This window comes from Cohnella sp. GbtcB17, assembly GCF_019091135.1.
GTDB lineage: Bacteria > Bacillota > Bacilli > Paenibacillales > Paenibacillaceae > Cohnella.
This window is the reverse complement of the sequence record NZ_JAGXJW010000080.1, coordinates 1-25,074: the sequence shown is the minus strand read 5'-3', so window position 1 is coordinate 25,074 and position 25,074 is coordinate 1. Positions and strand designations below refer to the sequence as shown.

The 25,074-nt window shown below is 61.0% G+C and carries 19 protein-coding genes and 1 riboswitch; of the genes, 4 read left to right on the top strand and 15 right to left on the bottom strand.

All coding sequences use genetic code 11. The features are described from left to right. The 3 genes from KVT38_RS30180 to kdpF form a co-directional block, all read right to left on the bottom strand. Nucleotides 1-648: P-type ATPase actuator domain-containing protein (locus KVT38_RS30180; protein WP_483298205.1), on the bottom strand; the 648-nt coding region annotated here is incomplete at its 3' end. An 18-nt stretch (nt 649-666) separates the two neighbouring features. Continuing rightward, on the bottom strand, nt 667-2,349 hold the full coding sequence (gene kdpA / locus KVT38_RS30175; protein ID WP_217597464.1) for a potassium-transporting ATPase subunit KdpA: 1,683 nt from the start codon (nt 2,347-2,349) through the stop codon (nt 667-669). Nucleotides 2,350-2,393: 44 nt separating this feature from the next. After that, nucleotides 2,394-2,471, bottom strand: a complete 78-nt coding sequence (gene kdpF, locus KVT38_RS35660) for a K(+)-transporting ATPase subunit F (protein WP_368859185.1) — start codon at nt 2,469-2,471, stop codon at nt 2,394-2,396. A 251-nt stretch (nt 2,472-2,722) separates the two neighbouring features. Then, a riboswitch (cyclic di-AMP (ydaO/yuaA leader) is annotated at nt 2,723-2,886 on the bottom strand. A gap of 347 nt (nt 2,887-3,233) precedes the next feature. Between kdpF and KVT38_RS30165 the strand changes: the two genes are divergently transcribed. From KVT38_RS30165 to KVT38_RS30155, 3 genes are all read left to right on the top strand, one after another. Then, nucleotides 3,234-4,808, top strand: a complete 1,575-nt coding sequence (locus KVT38_RS30165; RefSeq protein ID WP_217597467.1) for an ATP-binding protein — start codon at nt 3,234-3,236, stop codon at nt 4,806-4,808. Further along, nucleotides 4,795-5,496 carry a response regulator gene (locus KVT38_RS30160; protein WP_217597466.1) on the top strand — a complete coding sequence of 234 codons (702 nt, stop codon included), beginning with the start codon at nt 4,795-4,797 and terminating at the stop codon, nt 5,494-5,496. Before KVT38_RS30165 ends, KVT38_RS30160 begins: the two co-directional genes overlap by 14 nt. A gap of 242 nt (nt 5,497-5,738) precedes the next feature. Further along, complete coding sequence (locus KVT38_RS30155; protein ID WP_217597462.1) at nt 5,739-6,161, top strand: hypothetical protein; 423 nt, start codon at nt 5,739-5,741, stop codon at nt 6,159-6,161. A 20-nt stretch (nt 6,162-6,181) separates the two neighbouring features. Here KVT38_RS30155 and KVT38_RS30150 read toward each other — a convergent pair whose 3' ends face one another. Genes KVT38_RS30150 through KVT38_RS30125 form a run of 6 tightly spaced genes read right to left on the bottom strand, consistent with a single transcriptional unit; the run spans nt 6,182 to nt 14,016 of the window. Next, nucleotides 6,182-7,456, bottom strand: coding sequence for a prolyl oligopeptidase family serine peptidase (locus KVT38_RS30150; RefSeq protein WP_217597461.1), 1,275 nt, complete (start codon nt 7,454-7,456; stop codon nt 6,182-6,184). A 24-nt stretch (nt 7,457-7,480) separates the two neighbouring features. After that, nucleotides 7,481-9,241, bottom strand: a complete 1,761-nt coding sequence (locus KVT38_RS30145) for a DUF5605 domain-containing protein (RefSeq protein WP_217597460.1) — start codon at nt 9,239-9,241, stop codon at nt 7,481-7,483. Continuing rightward, complete coding sequence (gene glpK / locus KVT38_RS30140) at nt 9,238-10,764, bottom strand: glycerol kinase GlpK (protein ID WP_217597459.1); 1,527 nt, start codon at nt 10,762-10,764, stop codon at nt 9,238-9,240. Before glpK ends, KVT38_RS30145 begins: the two co-directional genes overlap by 4 nt. A gap of 12 nt (nt 10,765-10,776) precedes the next feature. Beyond that, complete coding sequence (locus KVT38_RS30135; RefSeq protein WP_217597458.1) at nt 10,777-11,715, bottom strand: transketolase family protein; 939 nt, start codon at nt 11,713-11,715, stop codon at nt 10,777-10,779. Between the two features lies 1 nt (nt 11,716). Next, nucleotides 11,717-12,562, bottom strand: coding sequence for a transketolase (locus KVT38_RS30130; RefSeq protein ID WP_217597457.1), 846 nt, complete (start codon nt 12,560-12,562; stop codon nt 11,717-11,719). Nucleotides 12,563-12,582: 20 nt separating this feature from the next. Continuing rightward, nucleotides 12,583-14,016: an L-fucose/L-arabinose isomerase family protein gene (locus KVT38_RS30125; RefSeq protein ID WP_217597456.1), complete on the bottom strand. Its 1,434-nt coding sequence runs from the start codon at nt 14,014-14,016 to the stop codon at nt 12,583-12,585. Nucleotides 14,017-14,247: 231 nt separating this feature from the next. Between KVT38_RS30125 and KVT38_RS30120 the strand changes: the two genes are divergently transcribed. Further along, nucleotides 14,248-15,321 carry a LacI family DNA-binding transcriptional regulator gene (locus KVT38_RS30120; RefSeq protein ID WP_217597455.1) on the top strand — a complete coding sequence of 358 codons (1,074 nt, stop codon included), beginning with the start codon at nt 14,248-14,250 and terminating at the stop codon, nt 15,319-15,321. Nucleotides 15,322-16,268: 947 nt separating this feature from the next. On the opposite strand, the gene KVT38_RS30115 is transcribed toward KVT38_RS30120, so the two are convergent. The 6 genes from KVT38_RS30115 to KVT38_RS30090 form a co-directional block, all read right to left on the bottom strand. After that, the gene (locus KVT38_RS30115) at nt 16,269-18,557 is read right to left on the bottom strand and encodes a beta-glucosidase family protein (RefSeq protein ID WP_217597454.1); all 2,289 of its coding nucleotides are present in this window, start codon (nt 18,555-18,557) and stop codon (nt 16,269-16,271) included. A 112-nt stretch (nt 18,558-18,669) separates the two neighbouring features. After that, nucleotides 18,670-20,214 (bottom strand): ABC transporter substrate-binding protein, encoded by a 1,545-nt coding sequence (locus tag KVT38_RS30110; protein ID WP_217597453.1) that lies wholly within the window; start codon nt 20,212-20,214, stop codon nt 18,670-18,672. A 100-nt stretch (nt 20,215-20,314) separates the two neighbouring features. After that, a complete protein-coding gene (locus tag KVT38_RS30105; protein ID WP_217597452.1) occupies nt 20,315-21,190 on the bottom strand; it encodes a carbohydrate ABC transporter permease in 876 nt (291 codons plus the stop codon). Between the two features lie 21 nt (nt 21,191-21,211). Further along, a complete protein-coding gene (locus KVT38_RS30100; protein WP_217597465.1) occupies nt 21,212-22,081 on the bottom strand; it encodes an ABC transporter permease in 870 nt (289 codons plus the stop codon). 234 nt (nt 22,082-22,315) lie between these two features. Further along, nucleotides 22,316-23,923 (bottom strand): response regulator transcription factor, encoded by a 1,608-nt coding sequence (locus KVT38_RS30095; protein ID WP_217597451.1) that lies wholly within the window; start codon nt 23,921-23,923, stop codon nt 22,316-22,318. A gap of 6 nt (nt 23,924-23,929) precedes the next feature. Continuing rightward, on the bottom strand, nt 23,930-25,074 hold a 1,145-nt coding region (locus KVT38_RS30090), incomplete at its 5' end, for a sensor histidine kinase (RefSeq protein ID WP_217597450.1).

The window sequence follows — 25,074 nt, the reverse complement described above, 5'->3', positions numbered from 1 at the left end:
AACGCTCGTCACGATGACGGCATCCGGCTTTTCCAGCGCGATCATCCGGTCGATGAACGTCTCGCCGGGATCGCTCGTGATCCTCACCTTGATCCGGTCGCTGACGACACGCGTGCCGCCCGTGACCGAATTGAAGTCGCCGCCCGCTTCCTTGATGACCGGTGCGGATTCGCCGGTAATCGCCGATTCGTCGACGGAGGCCAGCCCCTCGACGACCTCTCCGTCGCCGGGGATCATCTCGCCCTGCGACACGACGACGATATCGCCCTTGCGCAGCTCGGTGGAGGGCACGGTCTTCACCGCGGCGCCGCCGTTTACGAGCTTGTTCGCCGTAATTTCCTTTTTCGTCCGCTTCAGGGTGTCGGCCTGCGCCTTGCCCCTGCCCTCCGCGAGTGCTTCGGCGAAGTTCGCGAACAGCAGCGTGAACAGCAGGATGAGGAACACGGTCAGGTTAAAGCCGATGCGGTCCTGCGCGTCGAAGTAGCCGGGCGCAAGCGTCATCAGCAGCACGATCGCCGTGCCGACCTCGACGACGAACATGACCGGATTTTTCATCATGACCGCCGGATTCAGCTTGATCACGCTCGCCTTCAGGGCTCCGGCGACCAGCGGTCCGGAAAACAGACTCTTTTTTCGTTTTTCGTTCACGACAGCTCACTCCGTCTCTTATTGGCGAATGGTCAGATGCTCCGCGACCGGTCCGAGCACGATCGCGGGCAGGAAGGTCAGCGCGCCGATCAGAATGACCGTGCCGACCAGCAGAACGGCGAACAGCGCATTGTCCGTGCGGAACGTGCCGATCGTCTCGGGCACCCATTGCTTGCGCGCCATCGATCCGGCGACGGCGAGAAGCGCGATCATCGAGACGTAGCGTCCGAAAAACATGACCAGGCCGGTCGTGATGTTCCAGAACGGGGTATTGTCCGCGAGGCCCTCGAAGCCTGAGCCGTTGTTCGCGGCCGACGACGTATATTCGTACAGCACCTGCGAGATGCCATGAAAGCCCGGATTCGATATCGAGCCTTGGCCGAGATCGGTCAGAAAGGCGATCGCCGTCGGCGCCAATATAATGAACGGATGCGCCAGAATGGCGACCGCGATCAGCTTCATCTCCCGCGGCTCGAGCTTGCGACCGAGAAATTCCGGCGTCCGGCCGACCATCAGCCCGCAGATGAACACGGCGAGCATCGCGTACATCAGCATGTTGACCAGCCCCACGCCCTTGCCGCCGAAGACGACGTTCAGCATCATCTCGGCGAGCGGCACCAGGCCGCCCAGCGGGGTCAGCGTATCGTGCATGTTGTTGACCGTGCCCGTCGTCGCAGCCGCGGTCACCGTCGTGAACAGCGCGGACTGGGCGATGCCGAAGCGCACTTCCTTGCCCTCCATGCTGCCCTGCGAAGCGTCGATGCCGAGCGCCTCAAGCGCCGGATTGCCGCTCTTCTCCGCCGTGTAGGCCACCGCGAGGAATACGAGGAACAGCGCCATCATCGCGGAAAATATGACCCAGCCGTGCTTGCGGTTTTTCGCGAAACGGCCGTACATGAAGGGCAGCGACGCGGGCAACGCCCACATCGACAAAATCTCGATCACATTCGTCAGCCCGTTCGGATTCTCGAACGGATGCGCGGAGTTCGCGCCGAAAAAGCCGCCGCCGTTCGTGCCCAGATGCTTGATCGCCTCCAGCGAAGCGACCGGCCCGATCGCGATCTGCTGCGCGGTCCCTTGAAGCGTCGTCACCGACAGCGTCGGATCGAGCGTCTGCGGCACCTGCAGCGCGACCAAGACCAACGTCACCACGAGGGCCAGCGGGAAAAAAATGCGGGTGTGCGCCTTGACGAAGTCTTCGAAAAAGTTGCCCAGTGTCTTGCCCTTGCTGGTAATGCCTCTGACGAAGGCCACCGCTACCGAGAAGCCAGTCGCCGCGGACGTGAACATCATCATCATGATGACGGCCATTTGCGAAAAGTAAGACAGTCCCGTCTCTCCACTGTAGTGCTGCAGATTCGTATTCGTAATGAAGCTGATGACCGTATTCAGCACCAGCGTCGGCTCCATGCCGCCGATGCCGTTCGGATTGAGTGGCAGCCCGCTCTGCGCGCGCAGCAGGACGTAGCTGATCGCCACGAGCGCGAAGTTGACGACGACGAAGCTGAGCGCGTACCGTTTCCAGGTCATCCCGGTGCGATGCCGCAGGCCGATGACCGCGAAGATCGGCTTCTCGACCCAGCCGAACAGCCTGTCGGTCCGGTTCGCCTCGTTCGAAAAGACGTGATAGACATAGTTTCCAAGCGGTCGGGCGATCAGCACGAGCACGCCGATCACGATGGCGATTTGCAATACATCCATGGCCGTTCCTCCTTAAGCTCAGGCGGCGCTTGCGAGGCGCGTCGTTAAAATTTTTCCGGGTGAAGCAGCGCGTACACGAGGTAGATCAGCAGCAGGCCGGTGAAAACAAGCACGATCGTCATGCGCCCTCTCTCCCTGCCTCGTCGATCGATCGGTCGCACCAGTATACGAATCCGACGACCAGCGCGAAGGCGGCGAGCAGCGCGGTCGTCATCCAAACGTCCATCATGAGGTAACACGCTCCTTGTGATTCATTCGACCTTCCTTCTCCGAACAGCGGAAAAAGACAACAAAAAAGAAGCCCGGCAAAGGAGGAACCTTCGCCGCGGCTTCCCGATCAAGACAGGATGTCTTAACGTCGTACGCGACAAGTGTTGCCTCTCCCATACGCTTGCGAGGTTAGCTGTCGGATTCGGGCGCGAGAGTCGCCCTACGCCCGGCACGGATGCGTGCCCGGCGATTCACCCCGTGGAGCCGATTGAGGCTCCGGTCGGTTCCCCCGCTCTTGTTCGTGCCAAGATTCAGCGTCTAACGAATGAAATGCTGCTGTCCGATCCCTTCTTTCCTCCAGACGATTCCGGACGATCGATCGCCGCGCCAGACGTTGGCGAGGCGTCGTTCATGCACGTATCTTACGCCCGGCCGGCTATACTGTAAATAAAGCCAAAATTCGAATTGGACGGAATTCGTTAGAAATCGTCGGATTGGAAAATAAAAATAGCGGAACGCTCCCGTATCCGTCCATTATCTCGATCTCGTTCCGATTCTCTATGATTTTTATAGGATTTTTACGCCGCCTCGCGGTTTATTTTCTCCCTTATTTACAGTAACCTTAAGTAAAAAGACGCCGATAACCGGGCAGCCGGAGAGTGAAAATCGTGCAGATGTCCCAAGCCATGCGGGCGCCCTGGAAGGCCTACGCGGGCATCACGCTGCTGATCGCGTTCATGACGATCGCCTTGCAGCCGCTCACCTTCGCTTTGGACCGGGTGAACATTGCGCTCCTTTATTTGTTTCCGATGCTCGTCAGCGCCGTCTGGTGGGGCCTTCGCCCCGCGATCTATGCGGCGGTGCTCGCGATATTGGCTTTCGATTTTTTCTTCGTTCCGCCGGAGCGTAGCTTCACGGTCGCGGACCTGCGTTATCTGGTGTCGTTCGCCGTCTACGTGGCCGTCGCCGCGCTGACCGCCAGCCTCGCTTCGCGGCTCAAGCAGCAGCTCGCGTATGCGAAGCAGAGGGAAGCGCACACGGCCGCCCTGTACGCGCTGAGCCGGCAGATGAGCGAGATCGCCGACGTTGGCGCCCTGCTGGACAGCGTCTCGCGCGAGGCGGCACGCTCGATGGACGCCGAAGCCGTCGTCTACTTGCCGGACGAGCAAGGACATCTGGCGCTCGCGCACCGCTCCGGCGCGGACGGCGAGCGCGGTGCAGGCGACTGGGGCGAAGGCGATGCGGAAAAGGCGACCGCCAGGCTCGCCTTCGATCACGGCGAAGCGGTCGGCTACGGCTCGCATACGCTGCGGGACGCGCCCGGCTGCTACTTGCCGCTGCGCGCCGAGGACCGCGTATACGGCGTGCTCGCGCTCAATCCGAAGGCGCGCAGAAGCGGTCTGACCGCCGGGCAGTTGCAGATGCTCGAGGCGCTCGGCGGCCTCGCGGCGGGCGCGATCGCCCGCGCGAAGCTGGCCGAGGAGGCCAAGCTCGCCCATCTGACGGCGGAATCCGAGCGCCTGCGCACGGCCATACTCGACTCCGTCTCGCATGAGCTGCGGACGCCGCTGGCCGCCATCATCGGTTCGGCAACCGTGCTGACCGCGGACGATGCGCCGTTTACAGCCGAGGATCGCAAGGAACTGCTCGTCAATATTCGCGAGGGCGCGCAACGGATGAACCGGCTCGTGAGAAATCTGCTCAGCATGGTGCAGCTGGAGAGCGGAATGCTGCGCCTGCGGCAGAACTGGTGCGATGCCGAAGATTTGATCGGGGTGGCGCTGGCGCAGATCAAAGACTTTCAGGGGAACCGCAAGCTGCGAGTCAGCCTGCCCGGCGAAGTCCCGTTCGTGCGCGGGGACGATGTGCTGCTGGAGCAGGCGCTGGTGAACGTGCTCAGCAACGCCGTCAAGTACAGCCCGGATGGCAGCGAGATCGACATCGCCGTATCGACCGGCGCGGACCGGCTCCTCATCGCCGTTGCCGATCGGGGGATCGGTCTCGCGGACGACGAATACCGGCGGATATTCGAGAAATTTTACCGCGCGGACGCGACCAGGCAGATCACCGGCACGGGGCTGGGGCTTGCGATCTGCAAAGGCATCGTGGAGCTGCACGGCGGCACGATCTCGGCCAGGCGGAACGAGCCGCAGGGGACGGTCGTGACGATCGCCTTGCCGCTAAGCGCGGCGGACGAGCCGCGGGAGCAGCCGTATGACCATGGAACGGAGCGGGATGGGGATGAATGAGCAAGTCGCAAAAATATTGATCGTGGACGACGAACCGCAAATCCGCAAGCTGCTGCGCGTGACGCTGCAGGCGTACCGCTTCGGCATTCACGAGGCGGCGACCGGCGAGGATGGCGTGCGGCAGGCGATCAAGGTCCGTCCCGACCTGATCGTGCACAACCTGGGGCTGCCCGATCTGCACGGGCTTGAAGTGCTGAGCCGCATCCGGGCCTGGTCGCGCGCGCCGGTCATCGTGCTGACGGCCAGGGACCGGGAGGAAGACAAGATCGTCGCGCTCGACGGCGGCGCCGACGATTATGTGACCAAGCCGTTCGGCATGGGCGAGCTGGTCGCGCGAATCCGGGTGGCGCTGCGGCATGCGTCCGATTCGGCCAACGAACCGACGCTGACATTCGACGCGCTCTCGATCGATCTCGTGCATCGCGTCGTGGAGCTGGACGGCGAGCGGGTCAAGCTGACGCCGACCGAATACGAGCTGCTTAGAGTACTCGCGACAAGCGCCGGTAAGGTCGTCACCCAGCGGCAGCTGCTGCAGCAGGTGTGGGGCGACGCATTCAGCGAGTCCGACAGCCACTATCTGCGCGTGTACATCGGACACCTGCGCAAGAAGCTGGAGGCGGATTCGACCCGGCCCCAGTTTATTTTGACGGAGCCGGGGGTCGGCTATCGGTTCAGGTCGCGGGATTGATTCGATGCGCGCGTAAGCGCGGACGAGCGCCGGCGAGCTTCATCGCAAAAGGCATCGTTTGCGAGATTGCGGATGACCGCCGCTGTCGAATTTGCCCGCAGGGAGATGCTTCCCGCGCTTGCCGCATTTTACAGCGCTTCGCGATAGGCATATGATAGAGGGCAAGCCGATGCGGCGAAGAGCGGCGCTCTCGCCCGCATCCGACCTTTAACCTCGCAAGTGTAAGGGAGAGATCTTGTACGATGTCCGTGCAAATGACCGCGCAAACGCTCGAGCCGCTGCCTCTATCGACGAACCGATTGCCCTCGATAAGGATTCGAAGACTAGAACTCTTTATATTGCCAATCGACGACAATCTGCGCGCCGACTGCCGCGTCCACCTGCTGCTCGCGACGGACGCCGGGCCGCTGGCCGCCGAGCTCGTGCTCGAGGCGCGGGAGATGCCCGCTGATTGGGTGACCTGGTCGTACCGCTTGCGCAAAGTCGTACATACCGATTGCCGCGACGATATCGCGCTTGAGCGCGCGCTCGGCGACCGCGGGAGCTTTCATTGCCGGCTCGTTCGCGCAGCCCTGCAGCTGTACATAGACGGCCAAAAGCCCGCGCTTTTGAAAACGCGGGCCGCCTTGATCGAGCTTGCATCCAGCTATATTTGTTTATTTTAGACGGCCGATCGACCGATCGGCTATTTTTTCTGCAAAGCCAGCCATTCCATCAGCGACACTTCCCTGCCATTAACCGCTACAGGCTGCCCGTCGTAGTCCAGGCGGCAGTCGTCGTTCAGCGCGTAAATCCACGAGAAATGTCCGTGATAGACAAACGGCGCTCCCCGCTCGTCGGCGAACCGGCCATGGAGATCGACGACCCGGTCCAAATACGAGAAATGCACGTCCTTCGCGCCGGCCTTGATCAAGCGCTCGTAGGTCGGCACTGCCGTCTCTTCCGGCCTCACGATCGAATCGTCCTTGGCATGCGTCAGCCAGATCGGCAGGTGCTTGATTCGCTCGATGTCCGCGTCGCCGATGACTTCGTCGTACAGCGCCTCGCAAACCGGGAAAGCGGCCGCGAAGTACGCCGGGTAATCCAGCACCATCCGCATCGTCATGAATCCGCCGTTGGAGCAGCCGCCGATATAAATCCGGTCCGTGTCGATCGCGGCTTCGTTGAGGGCGACGAATTCGTCGATCAGCGCTTTTAACGCCTGCACGTACTTCGACTGGCCCGTCCGGCCGTATTGCCCGCTGCCGTCGTCAAGCCAGAAGGTCGGCGCCTGCGGCACCAGCACGAACGCGCCGCCTAGCTTGGTCTGAATGTCGACGCCGGCCAAGTTAACCACATTGTTGCCCGTATAGGCGATGGCCGGATCCGTCCCGCCTTCCCCGCCGCCGTGCAGCCAGATGAGGAGCGGCCGTTTGCCGCGGCCGGTCTGCGGCACGAAGTAGCCGTACTTCAGCGGCTCCGCCTGATAGGAGGAGATCCCCTGAAGGAACTTCTCCGCCTGCTTCGCGGTATTCCCCGCGCACCGGTCAAACACGCAGCCCGACAGCGATTCGCCTTCCGCCGACCGGATCTCGGCGATCTGCATAATCCGGTAATCGCTGACGATATATTCGTTCATGCCATTTAATGGAGCGATGGATGCGGCCAAAGGATCGAGCGGCCCGTGCTTCATCTCGAGCGTCACGAACGTCCCTTCTTCGGCGCGCACGCCGGCGATCGAGGAAGGATAAGCGTCCACAATCGTGCCGTAGCCTTTGCTCGGTATCTGAAGCTCCGGCTCGGTCCAGCTCTTGGGAAGCAGGAGCACCTCGCCTTGTTTGTCCTTCCGTTCCACGTAAACGCTAAAGCAGGACGGCTTGACCGCTTCCGCCTTCACCACGGCCCGCATCGGCAGCACGAGCTTCGTAATAAACGGGCCGTAATCCGTAATCTCCGTAATCGTGTAATAGATGCTTCCCATCCGGGCCTCCCCCTCTCCCGCGCGCTATTCCGCCTTGGTCAGCCTGACGGCCATGAACTGCTTGCCCGGCAGCTCGACGCGAAATGCGCCCTCGTACGTCCCTTCGAGCCGCTCGACCGTCATGTTCCAGGTATCGATGACGTCAACGACATACTTCGTGCCCGGCTTGCGGCTGAAGTTCCGAAACCGGGGCTGGTTGAAGCCGAAATAATACAGGTAATATTCGTCCTTCACGCCGGCGCACGGCACGTCCCAATCGGACGGCAGCGGGTTCAGCACGCCGCCCGGGCTCTCCTCGACGATGCGGCGTAGGAAGGCGATCCGGTCGGGACTCGTGCCCGTCAGCTTGCCGCCTTTGGACCACCACAGCACCTCTTCGGGATTGAGGTACGTTTCCCCGTGTCCCACATATCCCCCGCGGACCGCGCCTTCCCAGAAGCGGCGCGTCATTTCTTCGCCGGTGATGTTGCCCCAGCCCTGGTCGATGTCTCCTTCGTAGGCGCACTCGTCGATGACGATCGGCTTTTTCCACTGCTCCCGCCACTCGGTCGTCGCCTCGGACGTCTTGTACACGTCGACCCGCTGGATGCTGCAATGCGTGACCCAAGGCTTGCTGTAGTCGTAGAAGGCGAAGCAGTTGTGATTGGAAATGAGATGCCCCGCCGGATCGTTCGTCGTGACGATCTCCGCGAAGCGTTCCCAGTCGGCCGGCTCCTTGTTCCACATGAGATCGTACTCGTTCGCCAGCGACCACCACACGTTGCGATAAGCAGACAGGCGGGCCGTGACATAGCGAAGGTACCGATCGTCTGCCGCAGGGCTCATCTCCGAGTAGCCCCAGCGGTCGTATGCGTGGAAAAGAATCAAGTCCGCTTCGATGCCCAGCTTGCCCAGATCGGCGATCCGATTCTCCAGGTGACGGAAAAACGCCGGGTTGAACCGCGTGAAATCCCAACCTTGCGCAAGGGAGCCCTCGAACGGATCGTAGACAGGCTCGTTCTCGTTGAACAGGTACGATTTCGGAAACACGCACATGCGCATTTTGTTGAACGGGGAAGCCTTAAGCGTCTCTAGCGTCTGCGCCTCCAACGCTTCTCCCTGGTGCGTCCATGCATAACAGGTGGTGCCGACCGGGATATAAGAAGTGCCGTCTTCGTAGGCAAAATGGTACGTGTCCTTCACGCGGACCGGGCCATGGTTGCCGGCAGACGGAGGCAAGACACGGAACGCGCCTTCGATGCCGTTCAGGGAACGGGCGTTGCTGGCCGTCCGGTACGTCCACGCGCCCTGCGCGTCCGGCATGAAGCGGATGCGGTAGACGCCGTCGCCGTCGTAGAAGCCGGCCATGCGCACGCTTTTGCCGCCGTTCGAGAACTCGGCCGCCAGCTCGACGTCCGTGAACGGATTGCCGTGGCGCGGTCCCTTCAGCTCGATCTCGTAAACGCCCCACTGCTCGGCCTCGTCCGGCGCCTGCACCGCCGCGGAACCATCGAGGACGTCAGCCGGCTCGTATTCGGCGGACGGGGCGACTTCGGCATCCGCCTCCGCCATGGCGGAGGTATCGGACGCGACGGCGGCCAGCTCCGCCAGCGTCTCGGCGATCCAATTCGGCTCGCCCAGTTGTTCCTGGCGGAAGGCGTACACCTTTTCCAGCGTCAGGCTTTTGAAGAGCGACAGCATGTGGGGCGGCGAGGCTTGCCAATCCGGCAGCCTGCGAAACAGAACGGCACGGGCCGCTTCATTTTTGAAGATAATGCCGATGCGGGTCTTTTCGGTATATGTCATACTCGGTTGACCTCCTCCAAGGCGTTTGGTTTGATAGGGGCGCTTAGCACCGAAGCCGCCGCTTTTTGCCACCCTGCGTACAATCGCTCGCGCTCGGCAGCGCCCATGGCCGGAGCGTATGGCTGCCCGGCGGCGCCGAAGCGCGCGATCTCGTCCAGCGATGCCCAGTAGCCGACGCCGAGACCTGCCATATAGACGGCGCCCATCGCCGACAGCTCGGCGACCGCGGACCGCGACACGGCCAGATTCAGCAGGTCGGCCTGGAACTGCATGAGCAGCGGGTTGCCGGAGGCACCGCCGTCCGCATGCAGCTTCTTCAGCGGGATGCCCGTCTCGCGCGCCATTAATTCCGCCGCGTCCAGCACCTGGTACGCGATGCTCTCGACAGCCGCGCGGACGATATGGCCCTTGCCGGTCGCCCGGCTCATGCCGACGATCGCGGCCCTTGCGTACGGATCCCAATTGGGGGCGCCCAGCCCGACGAATGCAGGCACGAGGTAGACGCCTTCGTTGTCCGGCGTCTGCCTCAGCATCGCGTCCAGCTCCTCGAACGAATCGAACAGTCCGAGATTGTCCCTGACCCACTTGACGCTGTCGCCGGAGCTGCGGATCACGGCCTCGAGCGCGTAGGTGACCTTACCGCCTTTTCCCCAGGCGATGGCCGTCACCAACCCGTTATCCGATACGACGGGGCGTTCGCCGGTGTTCATGAGCACCGAGGTTCCCGTGCCGTAGGTCGCCTTCGCCATGCCCGGCTCAAGGCACAGCTGCCCGAACAGGGCGCCTTGGGAATCCCCGATGACGCCGGATACGGGGATTCGCTCGGGGAACAGGTCCGGGTCGTCCGTGAAGCCGAACGATTCGTCCGAGAACTTGATCTCGGGCAGCAACGCCCGCGGCACGCCGAACAGTCCGCACAGCTCGTCGTCCCAGTCCAGCGTATGGATATTAAACAGGGAAGTCCGGCTCGCGTTCGTGTAGTCGGTCGCATGCGTTTTCCCGCCGGTAAGCTTCCAGATGAGCCAGCTGTCGATCGTGCCGGCGAGCAGGCGGCCTTGCGCCAGCAGCGGTTGAGCGCTTTCAACATGGGTCAGCATCCAATCCCACTTGGCGGCGGAGAAGTACGGATCGAGCATCAGTCCGGTCTTGGACCGCACCGTCCGTTCATGTCCGTCCTCTCGCAGCGCCTCGCACCGGTCGGCCGTACGCTGGCATTGCCAAACGATCGCGTTGTAGACGGGAAGGCCGGTCTCGCGATCCCAGACGACGGCCGTCTCCCGCTGGTTCGTGATCGCGAGCGCGGCCAAAGCGGCGGGCTCGATGCCCGCCAGCTTCAGCGCTTCGCGCACCGTCCGCTTCACGTTGTCGTAAATCTCGAGCGGATCGTGCTCCACCCACCCCGGCTTCGGATACATTTGCCGGTGCTCCGCGCTGCTCTTCGCGACGACCCGGCCGGACCGGTCGACGAGCAAAGCCTTCGTGCCCGCCGTGCTCTGGTCGACCGCCAGAATATACTTTTCCATGAACGGCCGTCCTTATCTGCCCAGCAGATCGAGGGCGATCTTTTTGATATTGCCGGCGCTGATGCCGTAGTGTTCGAATACCTCTGCGCTCTTGCCTGCGATCGCCGGCTCGTCCGGGATGCCGAGGATGCGCATCGGCACGGGCTTGTGCTGTACGACGACCTCGGCCACCGCGGCGCCGAGGCCGCCATGAATGCTGTGCTCCTCGACGGTGATGATATGTCCCGTCTCCGCGGCGGTCTTGACGACCGCTTCCTCGTCCAGCGGCTTGATCGTATGCATGTTGATCACGCGGCAGGACACCCCCGCTTCCTTCAGCGCCTCATGGGCGTCCAGCGCGATGCGGACGGTCTCGCCGGCCGCGATGATCGTCAGGTCGCCGCCTTCGCGCAGGGTGACGGCTTTGCCGATCACGAATTCGTAGTCGTCGCTCTCGTAGACGTCCTCGACCGGATTGCGGCCGATGCGAATGTAGGCGCCGCCCTCGTGCTTCACGAGCGCTTCGGTCATGCGCTTCGTCTCGTGCCGGTCGGCCGGCAGGATGACGGAAAGCCCGGGGATCGCCCGCGACACGGCCAGATCTTGCACCGAATGGTGGGACATGCCGAGCGCGCCGTAGCTGACGCCCCCGCTGATGCCGACCAGCTTCACGTTCGTAGCCGAATAAGCGACGTCCACCTTGATCTGCTCGATGCTGCGCATGCTGAGGAAGCATGCCGGCGAGGTGACAAACGGCTTTTTGCCGCTATGGGCGAGGCCCGCGGAAATGCCGACGATGTTCTGCTCGGCGATGCCGACTTCGACGAATTGGTCCGGATACGCCTTGGCAAAAGGCGCCATGGCGGCCGATCCGCGCGAGTCGCTGGCGAGCACCATAATGTCGCGGTCGTCCTTGGCCAGCTCCAGCAGCGTATCGCAGATGACCTGACGGTTCGGTATCGTATTCGCCATGTTAACGCACCAGCCCTTCCTGCTCGTAGCTCTCGATTGCGGCGGACAGCTCGGCTAGCGCCAACGCCAGCTGCTCGTCGTTCGGCACGTGATGGTGCCAGTGCGCCACGTTTTCGGCGAAAGACACGCCCTTGCCTTTGACCGTGTTCGCCATGACCAGCGTCGGCTTGCCGGGGATCGATGGTGCCGCCTCGAAGGCGTGCACCAGCTGCTCCATGTCGTTGCCGTCGATGGATACGACGTTCCAGCCGAAGGCCGCCCACTTTTCCTCGAGCGGCTCGAGGCCCATCACTTCCTCGGTCGATCCGCTGATCTGGAGCCGGTTGCGGTCGATGATGGCGACCAGGTTATCCAGCTTGTAGTGCGGGCCCGCCATCGCGGCTTCCCACACGGAGCCTTCCGCCTGTTCGCCGTCGCCCATCAGGCAGAACACCCGATAGTCCCTGCCGTCCCGCTTCGCCGCGAGCGCCATGCCGACGCCGATGGCCAGTCCGTGGCCCAGCGCGCCCGTATTCATTTCGATGCCCGGCACCTTGTTGTTCGGATGCCCGATCAGCCGCGTGCCGAACTGGCTGAACGTCTTCAGCTCTTCCTTGGGGAAAAAGCCGAGGTCGCCGAGGATGCACCAAAGGGATTCGACCGAATGCCCCTTGCTCGCGATGAACCGGTCGCGCCCGTCCCACTTCGGATTCGCGGGATCGATCTTCATAATGCGATAGTAGAGCGCCGTCAAAATGTCGGTATTGCTGAGCGAGCCGCCCGTATGTCCCGTCTTGGCGCCGTGAATCATCTTCAGCAGGTCCATGCGGATCTGCGCGGCTTTCGCCTTGAGTGCCGTCGTTTCCATGGATGAGTGCCTCCTTTGAATCACAGTCCCGCGCCGCGAAGCCAGGCCTGAATCTCGCGTTCGGTCGGATCGACCGCATCCGGGGTCAGCCCCGGGATATAATTGCACGCCTCGTACAGCGCCGGAATCGCGTTCGCGTGAATGCCTACGGAATGATGGACATAAGGGCCTTTGACCAGCTTCTCTTCCCACAGCGGCCAGTCGTTCACTTCCACCCAGACGTACGAGCCGCGCGTATACGGGCCTTGAATGCCGCGGGCTTTGCCAAGGAACAGCTGGTACTCGCCATGGTCGCCGTCGAAGCGCGCCAGCGTCATGTCGCCGCCCTTGATCTCGCCTTCGTGCGTGCCCGGCGAATGGTCGTCGAACAGGAAGTGCTTGCGCAGCTTCGGTTTGTCTTCGACGGTCAGGGAGACGGGGAAGTTGCCGCAGTGGAACAGCAGCTCACCGTTGGGGTTGTCGGGATGACGCACGGTCAGATCGGCGAAAAACGTCGGGTGCTGGTTCATCGTCGCCGCTTGAACCATGACGGAGGTAATCGCGCCGTGAATGTCGGTCTCGCAGGTGACCGGGATCTGCTCGTCGGTCAGAATCGCGTTGGCGAGGCAAGGCATGATTCCCATGGCGTCCTGCAGGGACGACCAGCATTGGATCGCGATCGCCGTGCTGCCGGTGTTCAAGGCGTACTGCTTCATCGCGACCTTCAGGGCGGCGATCCGGCGGACGTCCGCTTCGGTCACTTCGGACCAGTCCAGCTTGGCTTTAATGTAGTCGATCGCTTCCGCCAGCTCCGAGCTGCTGCCCTTCTCGATTTTCTGCGAAGCGCGCTGGATATCGACCAGCGTGATCGGATGGATCTCGATGCCGAACCGTTCCAGCAGCTCTCCTTCGTTGCACATCATCGTCCAGAACGAAGCCGGGCGCGGGCCGATCTGCAGGATCCGCAGGCTGCGGAATTTTCTGACCACGTTCGCGGCGGCGACGAAGTTCGTGAAGCCTCGCTCGAATACGGGATCGTTCACCCGGCTGTTCGTAACATAGGTGAAAGGAACGTTGAAGCGGCGCAAAATCTTGCCGGTGGCGAACAAGCCGCACTGCGTGTCGCGCAGGCGCATGCCGTCCTCGAGCGGCGCCTCGTCGCGGGGACCCCACAGCAGGACGGGCTTGCCGAGCGCCTTGCCGACGCGCGCCACCGTATCCTCCGTGCCGAAGTTGCAGTGCGGGAAAAACACGGCGTCCACTTTTTCCTGCTTGAACCGGTCGGCGATCAGGTCCGCGTTGATGTGGTCGTCGTAGAGCAGCCCCTCTTGGTTGAGCCCTTCCAGATCGACGATGTCGATGTCGAGGCCGAAGCTTTCGATCTTTTCCTTGATTAGAACCTTGTAGCGGAAAGCGTCTTCAGCGCTAAATACGAAACGTCGGGTCGGGGCGTAGCCCAGCTTTAATTTACTCATGTGTGCAGTCTCCCTTTTCAGTAAACTAACTAAACTGTATGGAGGTCGTTTAACTACATGAGTTCAATTTATCACCGGAACATCCGTCGGTCAATGCATTTTAAGTAAATAAATGATCTTATTTAGTCGATAACTGAACTAAATTAACTAAACAAACTCGATATCCCTTGCTTCTTAAAGGAATCGACATTAAACTAAACTTACTAAACAGAACGAATGGAGATTTTTTTCATGAAGATGGAAGACATCGCCAGGCTTGCCGGCGTATCCAAAGCCGCCGTATCGCTGGCGCTCAACGGGAAAGGGGGCATCGGCCCGGAGACGCGGGACCGGATCCTTCAAATCGCCAGAGAGAACGGCTACCAGCCGAAGTCGCGAACCCCGGCCCGCGAGCCGCAGACCGCTTCGATCACGTTCCTTGTCTTCGCTAACTCCGGCATCGTCCTGGAGCAATATTACCAGCAGCCCTTTTTCCGGGAGCTGATCCACTATATCGAGGAACGATGCCGCGCGAGCGGCTATTCCCTGCTGTTCTCCTCCGTGGATATGTCGGCATTCGAAGACGGCATTCGGGCGATCGCCGAGGACAAACGCGCGGACGGCGTCATTCTGCTGGGCACGAACCTGAACAAAGCGATGCTCGCGCAGGTCGCCGAGCGGCTGAACGGCCCGCTAGTCGTGCTGGACACCTGCTTCGAGACGCTCCCGATTCCTTTTATCCAGATCAACAACGTGATGGGCGCGTATCAGGCGGGGCAGCATCTGTGCAAGCTCGGTCACCGCGACATCGGCTACATCGCTTCCGATATCCGCATCCGCAACTTCGACGACCGCCGCACGGGCTTTATGCAGGCGCTGCAGGAGAACGGGCGCGAGCTGTCGCCGGAGCATGCATTCTCGGTGGCGCCCACCATCCTCTCGTCCCAGGACGCGCTGAAAAAGCGGTTGTCGGCTTACCGGGAATCGGGGCGCCCGATGCCGACGGCCTTCTTCTGCGAATGCGACTACATCGCGATCAGCGCCATCAAGTCGCTCGTCGAGCTGGGCTATCGCGTGCCCGAGGACGTCTCCGTGGTCGGCTTCGACAACATCTCCGAAGCGCTCATCGTCTCTCCCGAGCTGACGACCGTGCACGTGGAAAAGGAACGGATGGCCCGCCTCGCCGTGGACATGATCGTCGATGCGATCGAATCCGGCTCGCTCGTCGGCTCGAAGGTGCTCGTGGACACGCAGCTGATCACGCGGGGATCCTCCCGCTCCCCGGATCCGGCAGCGCTGGAGGCGGCGAACGGCGGCGTTCGCTAATATGCCGGCTGCGCAAGCAGCACCGCTAGAAAGCTCGCTTGAAGCGAAAGGTACAGCCCTGCGGAAGCTAGAGGGCTGTACCTTTCTTGCTGCTTGGAGCCTCAGCCCGGCTCTGTAACGTTGCTTTTCTCGCTTACTGCCCACCGCTAGCCCCCGCGCCCTTCTGTAGCCGCGCTTTTATCGCTTGCAGCCGCGGCCCGCCGCTGTAACGTTGTTTTTCTCGCTTACAGCCCGCCACCAGCCCCCGCACCCTGCTGTAGCCGCGCTTTTATCGCTTGCAGCCGCAGCCCGGCTCTGTAGCGTTGCTTTTCTCGCTTACAGCCCACCATTAGCCCCCGCGCCCTGCTGTAGCCGCGCTTTTATCGCTTGCAGCCGCGGCCCGGCGCTATAGCGTTGCTTTTCTCGCTTACAGCCCGCCACCAGCCGCCAATCCCTTCTGTAGCCGCGCTTTTATCGCTTGCAGCCGCGGCACGCCGCTGTAACGTTGTTTTTCTCGCTTACAGCCCGCCACCAGCCCCCGCACCCTGCTGTAGCCGCGCTTTTATCGCTTGCAGCCGCGGCCCGGCGCTGTAACGTTGCTTTTCTCGCTTACTGCCCACCTCCGGCCCCCGCGCCCTTCTGTAACCGCGTTTTTATCGCTTGCAGCCGCGGCCAGGCGCTGTAACGTCGCTTTTCTCGCTTAAAGCCCACCGCCAGCCCCCGCGCCCTTCTGTAGCCGCGCTTTTCTCGCTTGCAACCGCGGCCCGGCGCTGTAACGTTGCTTTTCTCGCTTACTGCCCGCCAATAGCCCCCGCGCCCTTCTGTAGCCGCGCTTTTATCGCTTGCAGCCGCGGCCCGGCGCTGTAACGTTGCTTTTCTCGCTTACAGCCCACCACAAGCCCCCGCAACCTTCTGTAGCCGCGCTTTTATCGCTTGCAGCCGCGGCACGCCGTCCAATCCCCGTCCGTCTATGGAGTTATCAAAGACTCCCTCGCGTTCAGCCGCTTAAGCAAGCCGTCCAGATCGTCCTCGCCGAGCGCGCCGCCGCTGAAGCCGACGAGACCGCGCAGCGGCAGGTATTTCATCATCGCCTGCATCATCTCGGCGCTTTCGCCGTCGGGATCGGCGGCCATGGCGCCGAATGGCGTCTTGCCGATCCAGTCCATCACGAGCGCCTGCGCCGCCGGATCGCCCATCAGATCGCCGACCGTGCTGTTCCGGTGGAAAATAGGCTGCAGGACGACGGTCGACTCGACCGCGATCGTGCCCGATACCGCGATATCCCGCGACGAGCGGCCGACGAGAATTTCAAATTCACCCGATTCCACATGCCAGTCCTTCAAATCGACGTTGTAGTAGGCGAAGGCGCGTCGATCCAGCGTAAAGGAGACGGCCTTCGTCTCTCCCGGCTGCAGCTCGACCTTGGCGAACCCTTTCAGCTCCTTAAAAGGCCTAATCACGGTACTTTGCACGTCCCGCACGTACAGCTGCACGATCTCCTTGCCCGCGCGCGAGCCCGTATTCGTGACGTCCACGGTCACCGTCACCGTCTCGTCATCGCGGATCGCCGGCTTCCCAACGGCGAGGTTCCCGTATTCGAACGTCGAATAGCTAAGCCCGTATCCGAACGGGAACAGCGGCTCGATCTCCTTCGCGTCGTAGTAGCGATAGCCGACGAACAAGCCTTCCTTGTATTCGACGCGGTCACCTTCGCCCGGGAAGTTAAGCTGCGACGGGTTGTGCGCAAGGCGCAGCGGGAACGTCTCCGCCAGCTTGCCGCTCGGATTGGCGTCGCCGAACAGCAGGTCCGCGATCGCGCCGCCGAGCGCCTGGCCGCCGAGATAGGCTTCCAGCAGCCCCTTCGCGCTGCCGAGCCAGGGCATCTCGACCGGCGCGCCGTTGCTCAGGACGACGACGACGTTCGGCTGCGCCTCGGCGACCGCGCGGATGAGCGCGACCTGGTTGTCCGGCAGCCGCAGATGTGTCCGGTCGAAGCCTTCGGATTCGTAGCGGTCCGGCAGTCCTGCGAAGATAACCGCGACCTCGGCATCCGCGGCCGCCCGCTTCGCTTCCTCCACGAGCGCCGCATCCAAAGCGTCAGACTGCAGGTCGTAGCCTTGCGCATACGCGATCCGCGCGCCTTCGCCCGCGGACCTCGCGAGCTCCTCGCGAATGTCCTCCAGCTTCGTCGGCTTGATATGGGAGCTGCCCCCGCCTTGATAACGCGGCTTTGCTGCCAGCTCGCCGATGACGGCCAACTTCCCGTCCTTGCGCAGCGGCAGGATGCCGCCTTCGTTTTTGAGCAGCACCATGCTCTCGCGCGCGACTTCGCGGGCCAACGCGTGATGCGCCTCGGCGTCGTATGTCGCGCCTTCTTTCTTATGGTCCGCGGCCATGAACACGATCCTGAGCAGCCGTTCGACCGCGCGGTCGAGCTTCTCCTCCAGCAGCTTGCCGCCGCGCACCGCCTCGACGATACTGCGGTCGCCCGCGCCTCCGCTTGCCGGCATCTCCAGCTCCAGGCCCGCGGCCAGACCGGCCTCGCGCTCGTTGACGGCGCCCCAGTCCGAGACGACGAAGCCCTCGTGGCCCCACTCGTCCTTCAGAATGTCGGTCAGCAAATATTCGTTTTCGGAGGCGTACGTGCCGTTTACCTTGTTGTAGGAACACATGACGGTCCACGGCTGGGCCTCTTTGACCGCGAACTCAAAGCTCGCCAGGTAAATCTCGCGCAGCGTGCGCTCGTGGACGACCGAATCGCCGGTCATGCGGCGATGCTCCTGGTTGTTCGCCGCGAAATGCTTGAGCGAGGTGCCGACGCCCTGGCTCTGCACGCCTTCGATATGGCTGGCGGCCATACGGGAGCTCAAAAAAGGATCCTCGGAGAAGTATTCGAAGTTGCGTCCGCAAAGCGGCGAACGCTTGATGTTGGCACCCGGTCCGAGCAGCACCGCGACGTCCTCCGCCTGGCATTCTTCGCCGAGCGCGACGCCGACCTTGCGGATCAGCTCGCGGTCCCAGGAGCTCGCGAGGCCCGCGGCCGAAGGAAAGCAAGTCGCCGGGACGCTGTCGAACAGCCCCAGGTGATCGGCGGACGCCTTTTGCTTGCGAAGCCCGTGCGGACCGTCGGTGAGCATGATCGACGGAATGCCGAGACGCTCGACTCCTTTCATATGCCAAAAATCCAGGCCCGAGCATATGCCGGCCTTCTCCTCCAACGTCATTTGCGCGATCAAGCCTCGAATATCCCTTTCCATTCCCGCACCTCCAGATGAGATCAAGCTTTCCACGAACAGAGAAAAGAGAAAGCCCTTCCCCGAAACAGGGTTTCGAAGAAGGGCCTATCACACTGACTGCGAGAGCCGGTTACTACACGTTGTTCGCCTTCGCCCACGCGTCCAGCTGCTTTTGTTTTTCCGCGATGATCTTGTCCATGCCTGCAGCCTTGAGCTTCTTCAAGAACTCGTCCAGCTTGGTCGGATCGATCGTGCCCGATTCCAGGCCTGCCTTGTACTGGTTGTTCACGTTAGTGACGGCCGCGACTTCGGTCTTGACCGGCGACGAATCGAACGAGAAGCCGAGCGCCTTAGAGAAGGTCGAGTTTTTGTTGAATTCCTTCGTTTGCGCCCAAATATCCGTATCCATGCCCTGCCACACCTTGGTCAGGGCGTTGTTGCCCACTTCCCACTGATTGAAGACATAGTTGCTGCCGCCTTCGGGCGCTTTGATCTGGCCGTTGCCGGCATCGACGTAGTGCTTGCCTTCGACGCCGTTCGCGAGCAGGTTGGCGACGTCCTTGTCGGTATAAAGCAGGTTGAGCAATTGCGCGGCGCGGTCCGCGTCCTGCGTGTTCTTCGGAATCGAGAGCATGAAGCCCGTGCCGGAATCGGACGTGGAGATCGGCGGCACGAAGCTCGCGGTCACCATCTCGCGGCCGTTCACCGTCGTCTCCTGGGTCGCGAAGCCCGGCTTCATGTTGGACAGGTAGCTGAAGCCTTTGCCCGCCTTGATCAGGCTGTTGTTGCCTTCCTGCGTCGTCGCCGCGTCCGGCATGATGTAGCCGGCCTGATACCATTTGCGCGCTTGCTGCAGCGCGTCCTTGTACATTTGCGTTTCGTACAGGTCTACCACTTTCAGATCCTGGTTGGCGATGATGAGTACGCCCGGCGTGTCGCCCAGGTAGTCGGTATATCCGCGGACAAGCTCGTTGGCGATGCCGTTCGTCTGGCTGCGCTGAACGAGCGGGTAGACGCCCGGCTCGTTGTCCTTGATCGTCTTGAAGATCGGATCGAGATCCGCGTACGTCTTCACGTTATCGAACGACAGATTGTATTTGTCCATCAAGTCTTTTCTGGCCGAGATGCCGTGGTCGGCCGCCGTATCCCGGATGCTCGGCACACCGTACATCTTGCCGTTAATCTTGGTGGAGTTAAAGATCGCCGGCTCCATCGTGTCCTTGACGGTCGGCGCGAACTTGGCGAGCAAGTCGTCGAGCGGGAGCAATTGTCCCTTGGCGACCTGGGAGCTGTAGTTGAAGAAAGAGGACGTGACGAGCAGGTCGAGGGGTTCGTTGCCGGCGAGCAGCAGGTTGACTTGCTGCGTCCATGCGCCGATGTCGATCGGCATCAGCTTGACCGTCGCGTTGATCTTCGCTTTGGTAATCTTGCTGATCTCGTCCTGGACGAGACCGACTTCCTTCATGTTCCCGAGTCCCATGAACGCGAGCGTCAGCTGGAGCTCCTTGCCGTTCGACGATGCGCCCGACGATGCGCCGGACGACGCCGGAGCCGAGCTGCCGCCGGACGCCGGAGCGGAGGCGCCGCCGGTATCGTTCGAGCCGCCGCAGGCGGAAGCCAGCATGGACATAGAAAGCAGGACAGCGGGCAGAAGAACGGCTTTCGACTTATTTTGCATATGAGATCCCCCTAGATCGAATTGAACTGCGGATTGCAATCTATACCAACCGGCCCTGATGGCCCGGGACTGGCCGCGCTGCCAAGACGCTTTACTACACTTACTTCACGGCCCCGATCGTAAGGCCCTTGACGAAGTATTTTTGGAAAAATGGATAAATCAGGATCAGCGGTAGGATGCCCACCACGGCCATCGCCATGCGAACGCCGTTCATCGGCAGGTTGACCGCCATGTTCTGCCCTCCGAGGTTGTTCTGCTGAAGGAACTGAATGTTGGAGAGCATCCGGTTGAGCAGATTCTGAATGCTGAACAGCTGCGGCTCCGTGATGTAGACCAGGCCGTTAAACCAGTCGTTCCAGTAGTTGATCGTCAGCATGAGGCCGATCGTCGCCAGAATGGGAAGCGACAGCGGCAGTACCATGCGATAGAAAATCTTGAACTCGGAGGCGCCGTCGATGTACGCCGATTCGATGATTTGCACCGGGATCGAATTGGCGAAAAACGTGCGGATCAGCAGGATAAAAAAGCCGTTCGTCAGCAGCCCCGGCACGATCAGGGCCATCAACGTATTTTTCATATGGAACACTTCCGTGTAGATCAGGTAAGTCGGCACGAGGCCGCCGTTGAACAGCAGCGTGAAAAAGACGAGAAAGCTCAGAAAGCCGCGGATCGGCAGGTCCTGCCGGGATAACGGATAAGCGAGCAGTGCGCTGATCAGCAGGCCGACGAAGGTGCCGATGACCGTGATCAGGATGGTAACGCCGTAGGAATTGAACATCGCCAGCTTTTGCGACCACAGATAGGTATAAGCTTCCAGGCTGAACTGCTTCGGCCAGAACGAATAGCCGTTATTGACGATCGAGCTCTCCGAGGATATCGACGACATGAAGAGAAGCAGGAACGGGATGACGCACAAGGCGGCGAGCACAATGAATATCGCATGGACGACGGGCTGGTTCATATCGTTGGTTTTCATGGCGGCTTCCCCCCTTTCGGTTTAGAACAAGGCGTTCTCTTTGCTGCGCTTCGAGACGATGTAATTGGAGAGCAGCACGAGGACGAATCCGACGACCGACTGGTAAAGGCCCGCTGCGGAGGACATGCCGATATCGCCGAGAGTCATCAAGCCGCGGTATACGTAGGTGTCGATGACGTCCGTCACCGGCTGAAGCGGGCCGGAGTTCAGCGGCACCTGATAGAACAGGCCGAAGTCCGAGTAGAAAATGCGGCCGATGGCGAGCAGCGTCATGATGGTGATCGTCGGTGCGATGAGGGGCACCGTGATGCTGCGGAACTGATGCCATTTGCTGGCGCCGTCGATCGTGGCCGCCTCGTAGTATTCGTTGTCGATGCCGATGATCGCCGCCAGGAAGATGACGCACAGGTAGCCTGTCCCCTTCCAGAGCTGAACGATCGTCAGGATGTAGGGCCAATATTTCGGTTCGAAATACCAGGAGATCGGTTCGATGCCGAGCATCGGCAGCAAATTCAGGTTCAAGTATCCGCTTTCAGCGCTCAGCATGGAGAGAACGAGATAGCCGACGATGACCATCGAGATCAGGAACGGCAGCAGGATGACGCTCTGGTAAAGGCGGGCTGCGAACTTGCTGCGCACTTCGTTGAGCAGGATCGCGACGCCGATGGCGAATACCGTATTGAGGACGATGAACGAACCGTTGTACAGGATGGTGTTCCGCGTAATGACGAGCGCATCCTTCGTCATGAACAAATACTCGAAATTTTTGAAGCCGATCCAGTCGCTGCCGAGGATGCCCTTGGCGTAGTTGATGTCCTTGATGGCGATGATCACGCCGAACATCGGCAGGTAGTTGTTCATGATCAGGTAGGCGAGGCCGGGAACCATCATGAGAAACAATGCCCGATAGCGCTTGAGCTTTTTGAACGTCGAGGCCCATCCTGTCCGTGTCAATGCTGTCCCCTTCTTTCGTGTCCTTCGTTATGTCTTTATTCTAAAGGGAGCGGGGACGGGTCGCTTACCAATAATACGACTTCCGACTTTCGATATTCCGACCTCGTCGGGGACGGAAAAACGCAAGGCCGCCAGAGGAACGAAACCCGCTCCTTGACGGCCCTTTCCGGTCTATTGCCGCTGCGCGCGCTTGCGATAATCCACCGGGTTAAGGCCCGTCGCTTTCTTGAAAATCGTCGAGAAGTAGGACAGGTTGGAGTAACCGGCCGCGAGCCCGATATCGCTGACGGATTGCCCGGTGCTCTCGAGCAACTCCTTCGCATAATCGATCCGCTTCTGCTGCAGGTAGTCCGACAGCGACATCCCGGTTTCCTTCTTGAAGACGCGGGTCAGGTAGTCGGGGTTCAGGAACACATGGTTCGCGATGTCCTCGCGGGACAGATCCTGCTGGCCGAGCTGCTGCGCGATGTATCGCTTGGCTTTGTCGACGACGGACAGGTTTTCTTCGATGGAATGGATATGGTTCATCGCCACTTCGATGACGTACCGCGTCCATTCCTGCAAAGCCCGAATCGAACGAAGCACCGACTCCGGCCTGTCCGTCAGCAGGTTCTGGGCGAATACCTGATTGGCCTGCAGGCCTTTGGATTGCAGGACGAAAAACACCATCTGAAGGAAGTCTTGATAAAACGAATGGACGGTGTGCGCGTCCACGCCGCTGCCCGTCTCCTTCCACGCCTCCAGGTACCGCTCGACGCGCTCGGTCAGCTTGTCCCGCGCGCCTTGCTTCATCCATTCGCCCCACTCGGCCAAAGGCGCCGGCTGCGTCGAACACGCCCCCTTGCGCTTCTCGCCCAAAATAAACGTGCGGTTCACCTGCGTGACATTGTTGTCGTCCATCTCCTGCAGTCTGCGCAGCATGTCCGGCAATTCGTGAAGCGGCACCGTGCCGCCGACGTAACTGCTCAGATCGCAAAACAGATACTGGTTGCAATTGCGGATGAACGCGTCACCGTTCTCGCGGAGCACCGCCTCTTCGGCAGGCTGGTCGACGGGCACGACGGTCAGCAGCGCCCCCTCCCCGACCGGGACGACCGCGGTTCCCGGAACCTCCTTCATCACTTCCTCCAGCACGTTGCGGAGCGCGTACTCCATGATCCGCCGATCCCGTTCGGACAGCTCCTTGTGCCAGCGCTGCACGCGAATGTACATCGGCCTGAACAGCGCGTCTTCGCCGAACGTTAAGCCGGCGGCGCGAAGATGCGCCTGCACGGCCTGCGGGTTGGCAGGGATTTTCCGGTGAATGAGATCTTGCCAGAACCGTTCGGCCACGACAGGCTGATGGGACTCCCAGAGCTTGCGGTAATGGTGATGGGTCTCCTCGAACGATCGCAGCTCCTTCTCCTTTTTCATTTTCCCGAGCGCTTTTCCGATGACGGTCTCGAGCTCCGCATAATCGACCGGCTTGAGCATATAGTCGAAGCTGTTCATCTGGATCGCTTGCTTCGCGAACGAAAAATCGGAGTGGCAGGTCAAAAAGATCGTCTCCGTCTCGGGATAACGTTCCTTGACCCAGGCGACCAGCTCCAGGCCGGAGCCCTGCGGCATCTCGATATCGCAAACCATCAAGTGGACCGGCTGTTCGCGGAACACCTCCTGGGCTTGCTTCATGCTGTGCGCCGTATGGACGAAGCCGATACCGAGACGCTCCCACATCACGCCGGCCTGCAAGCCTCTCACCGCATGAATCTCGTCGTCAACGATTAGAACATGGTACATCGCGAATCACCCCGCTTTCTTATCCATCGGCAGCTCGATCTTCACGACCGCGCCATGGCCGGCTTCGTTATAGAAATCGATCGTCGCCCGATCCTGATACAACAGCCGCAGCCGTCTTCTGGCATTCCAGATGCCGATTTGCTCGCCGCCCTCGCTCCCGGCTTGTTCCGGGTCTAAAGCGAGCCGGCCGAGCACTTCGCCCGGGAACCCGGGGCCGGTGTCCTTAACATGAATGACCAACCGCGGATGGCCCTCTCCGTCTTCCGCTTGCGCGACCTCGACAGAAATCCGGATCGGCTCGTCCATATTCACGGCATACTTGATCGCATTCTCCACCATCGTCTGCACGATGAGCGGCGGCACCTCATGCGCGAGCAAATCTTCCGGCATGTCGACGCTGTAGTGCAGCAGGTCGGGGAACCGGAGCTGCTGAATCCGCAAATAGTTGGCGGTATGGGATAGCTCGTCGCCAAGCGGCACGAAATAGGAGCTGCTGCGGAACATAAAGCGGAAGTAGGACACAAGGCACTTGGTCATCTCCTGGATGAGGGAAAAATCTTTGACCGTCGCCAGATTGTAGATGATGTTAAGCGAGTTCAGGAAAAAATGCGGGTTGATCTGAAGCTGCAAATGCTTGAGCTCAGCGCGCTGATGGTTCAGCTTTTCCTCGTACACGTTGATCTTCAGGTCGTGAATCTCGCCGATCATCCGGTTAAACGTCTCGTTCACGATCTGAAACTCGGTGGACGTCGGCTTCTGTTCGATCCTCGATTCCCAATTGCCGTCGCGAAGCTTGCGCATGGCGATCACGATCCGCTTGACCGGGTTCAGGAAAATGCTCCGCATCATCGCCAGGAAGAGGAGAAGGAACAGCACCGCTGCGATGGTGATGATCGAAGATATGCGTTGAAGATACGGCAGCTTTTGCAGAATTTCATTTTCGGGAACAAGCGCCACAAGATTAAAATTGCCCAGCTTGGATTTTTCGCCCATGATCAGATAAGCGTGCTTGCCTTTTCCGCTGATGGCGTAAGAGTCGCCGGGAAACGCCAGGTCGATGCCCTTGTCCTCGAACAGGGCCCCGTGGCTGATCGGTTTGTTGTCGCTCGTCGTGATGACCGCCGCACCCGACTCCCCCAGATCGATCAGAC

Coding starts and splice junctions, on each gene's coding strand:
- kdpA (WP_217597464.1), bottom strand. CDS start 2,349: ATGGATGTATTGCAAATCGCCATCGTGATCGGCGTGCTCGTGCTGATC.
- kdpF (WP_368859185.1), bottom strand. CDS start 2,471: ATGACGATCGTGCTTGTTTTCACCGGCCTGCTGCTGATCTACCTCGTG.
- KVT38_RS30165 (WP_217597467.1), top strand. CDS start 3,234: ATGTCCCAAGCCATGCGGGCGCCCTGGAAGGCCTACGCGGGCATCACG.
- KVT38_RS30160 (WP_217597466.1), top strand. CDS start 4,795: ATGGGGATGAATGAGCAAGTCGCAAAAATATTGATCGTGGACGACGAA.
- KVT38_RS30155 (WP_217597462.1), top strand. CDS start 5,739: ATGTCCGTGCAAATGACCGCGCAAACGCTCGAGCCGCTGCCTCTATCG.
- KVT38_RS30150 (WP_217597461.1), bottom strand. CDS start 7,456: ATGGGAAGCATCTATTACACGATTACGGAGATTACGGATTACGGCCCG.
- KVT38_RS30145 (WP_217597460.1), bottom strand. CDS start 9,241: ATGACATATACCGAAAAGACCCGCATCGGCATTATCTTCAAAAATGAA.
- glpK (WP_217597459.1), bottom strand. CDS start 10,764: ATGGAAAAGTATATTCTGGCGGTCGACCAGAGCACGGCGGGCACGAAG.
- KVT38_RS30135 (WP_217597458.1), bottom strand. CDS start 11,715: ATGGCGAATACGATACCGAACCGTCAGGTCATCTGCGATACGCTGCTG.
- KVT38_RS30130 (WP_217597457.1), bottom strand. CDS start 12,562: ATGGAAACGACGGCACTCAAGGCGAAAGCCGCGCAGATCCGCATGGAC.
- KVT38_RS30125 (WP_217597456.1), bottom strand. CDS start 14,016: ATGAGTAAATTAAAGCTGGGCTACGCCCCGACCCGACGTTTCGTATTT.
- KVT38_RS30120 (WP_217597455.1), top strand. CDS start 14,248: ATGAAGATGGAAGACATCGCCAGGCTTGCCGGCGTATCCAAAGCCGCC.
- KVT38_RS30115 (WP_217597454.1), bottom strand. CDS start 18,557: ATGGAAAGGGATATTCGAGGCTTGATCGCGCAAATGACGTTGGAGGAG.
- KVT38_RS30110 (WP_217597453.1), bottom strand. CDS start 20,214: ATGCAAAATAAGTCGAAAGCCGTTCTTCTGCCCGCTGTCCTGCTTTCT.
- KVT38_RS30105 (WP_217597452.1), bottom strand. CDS start 21,190: ATGAAAACCAACGATATGAACCAGCCCGTCGTCCATGCGATATTCATT.
- KVT38_RS30100 (WP_217597465.1), bottom strand. CDS start 22,081: ATGATGGTTCCCGGCCTCGCCTACCTGATCATGAACAACTACCTGCCG.
- KVT38_RS30095 (WP_217597451.1), bottom strand. CDS start 23,923: ATGTACCATGTTCTAATCGTTGACGACGAGATTCATGCGGTGAGAGGC.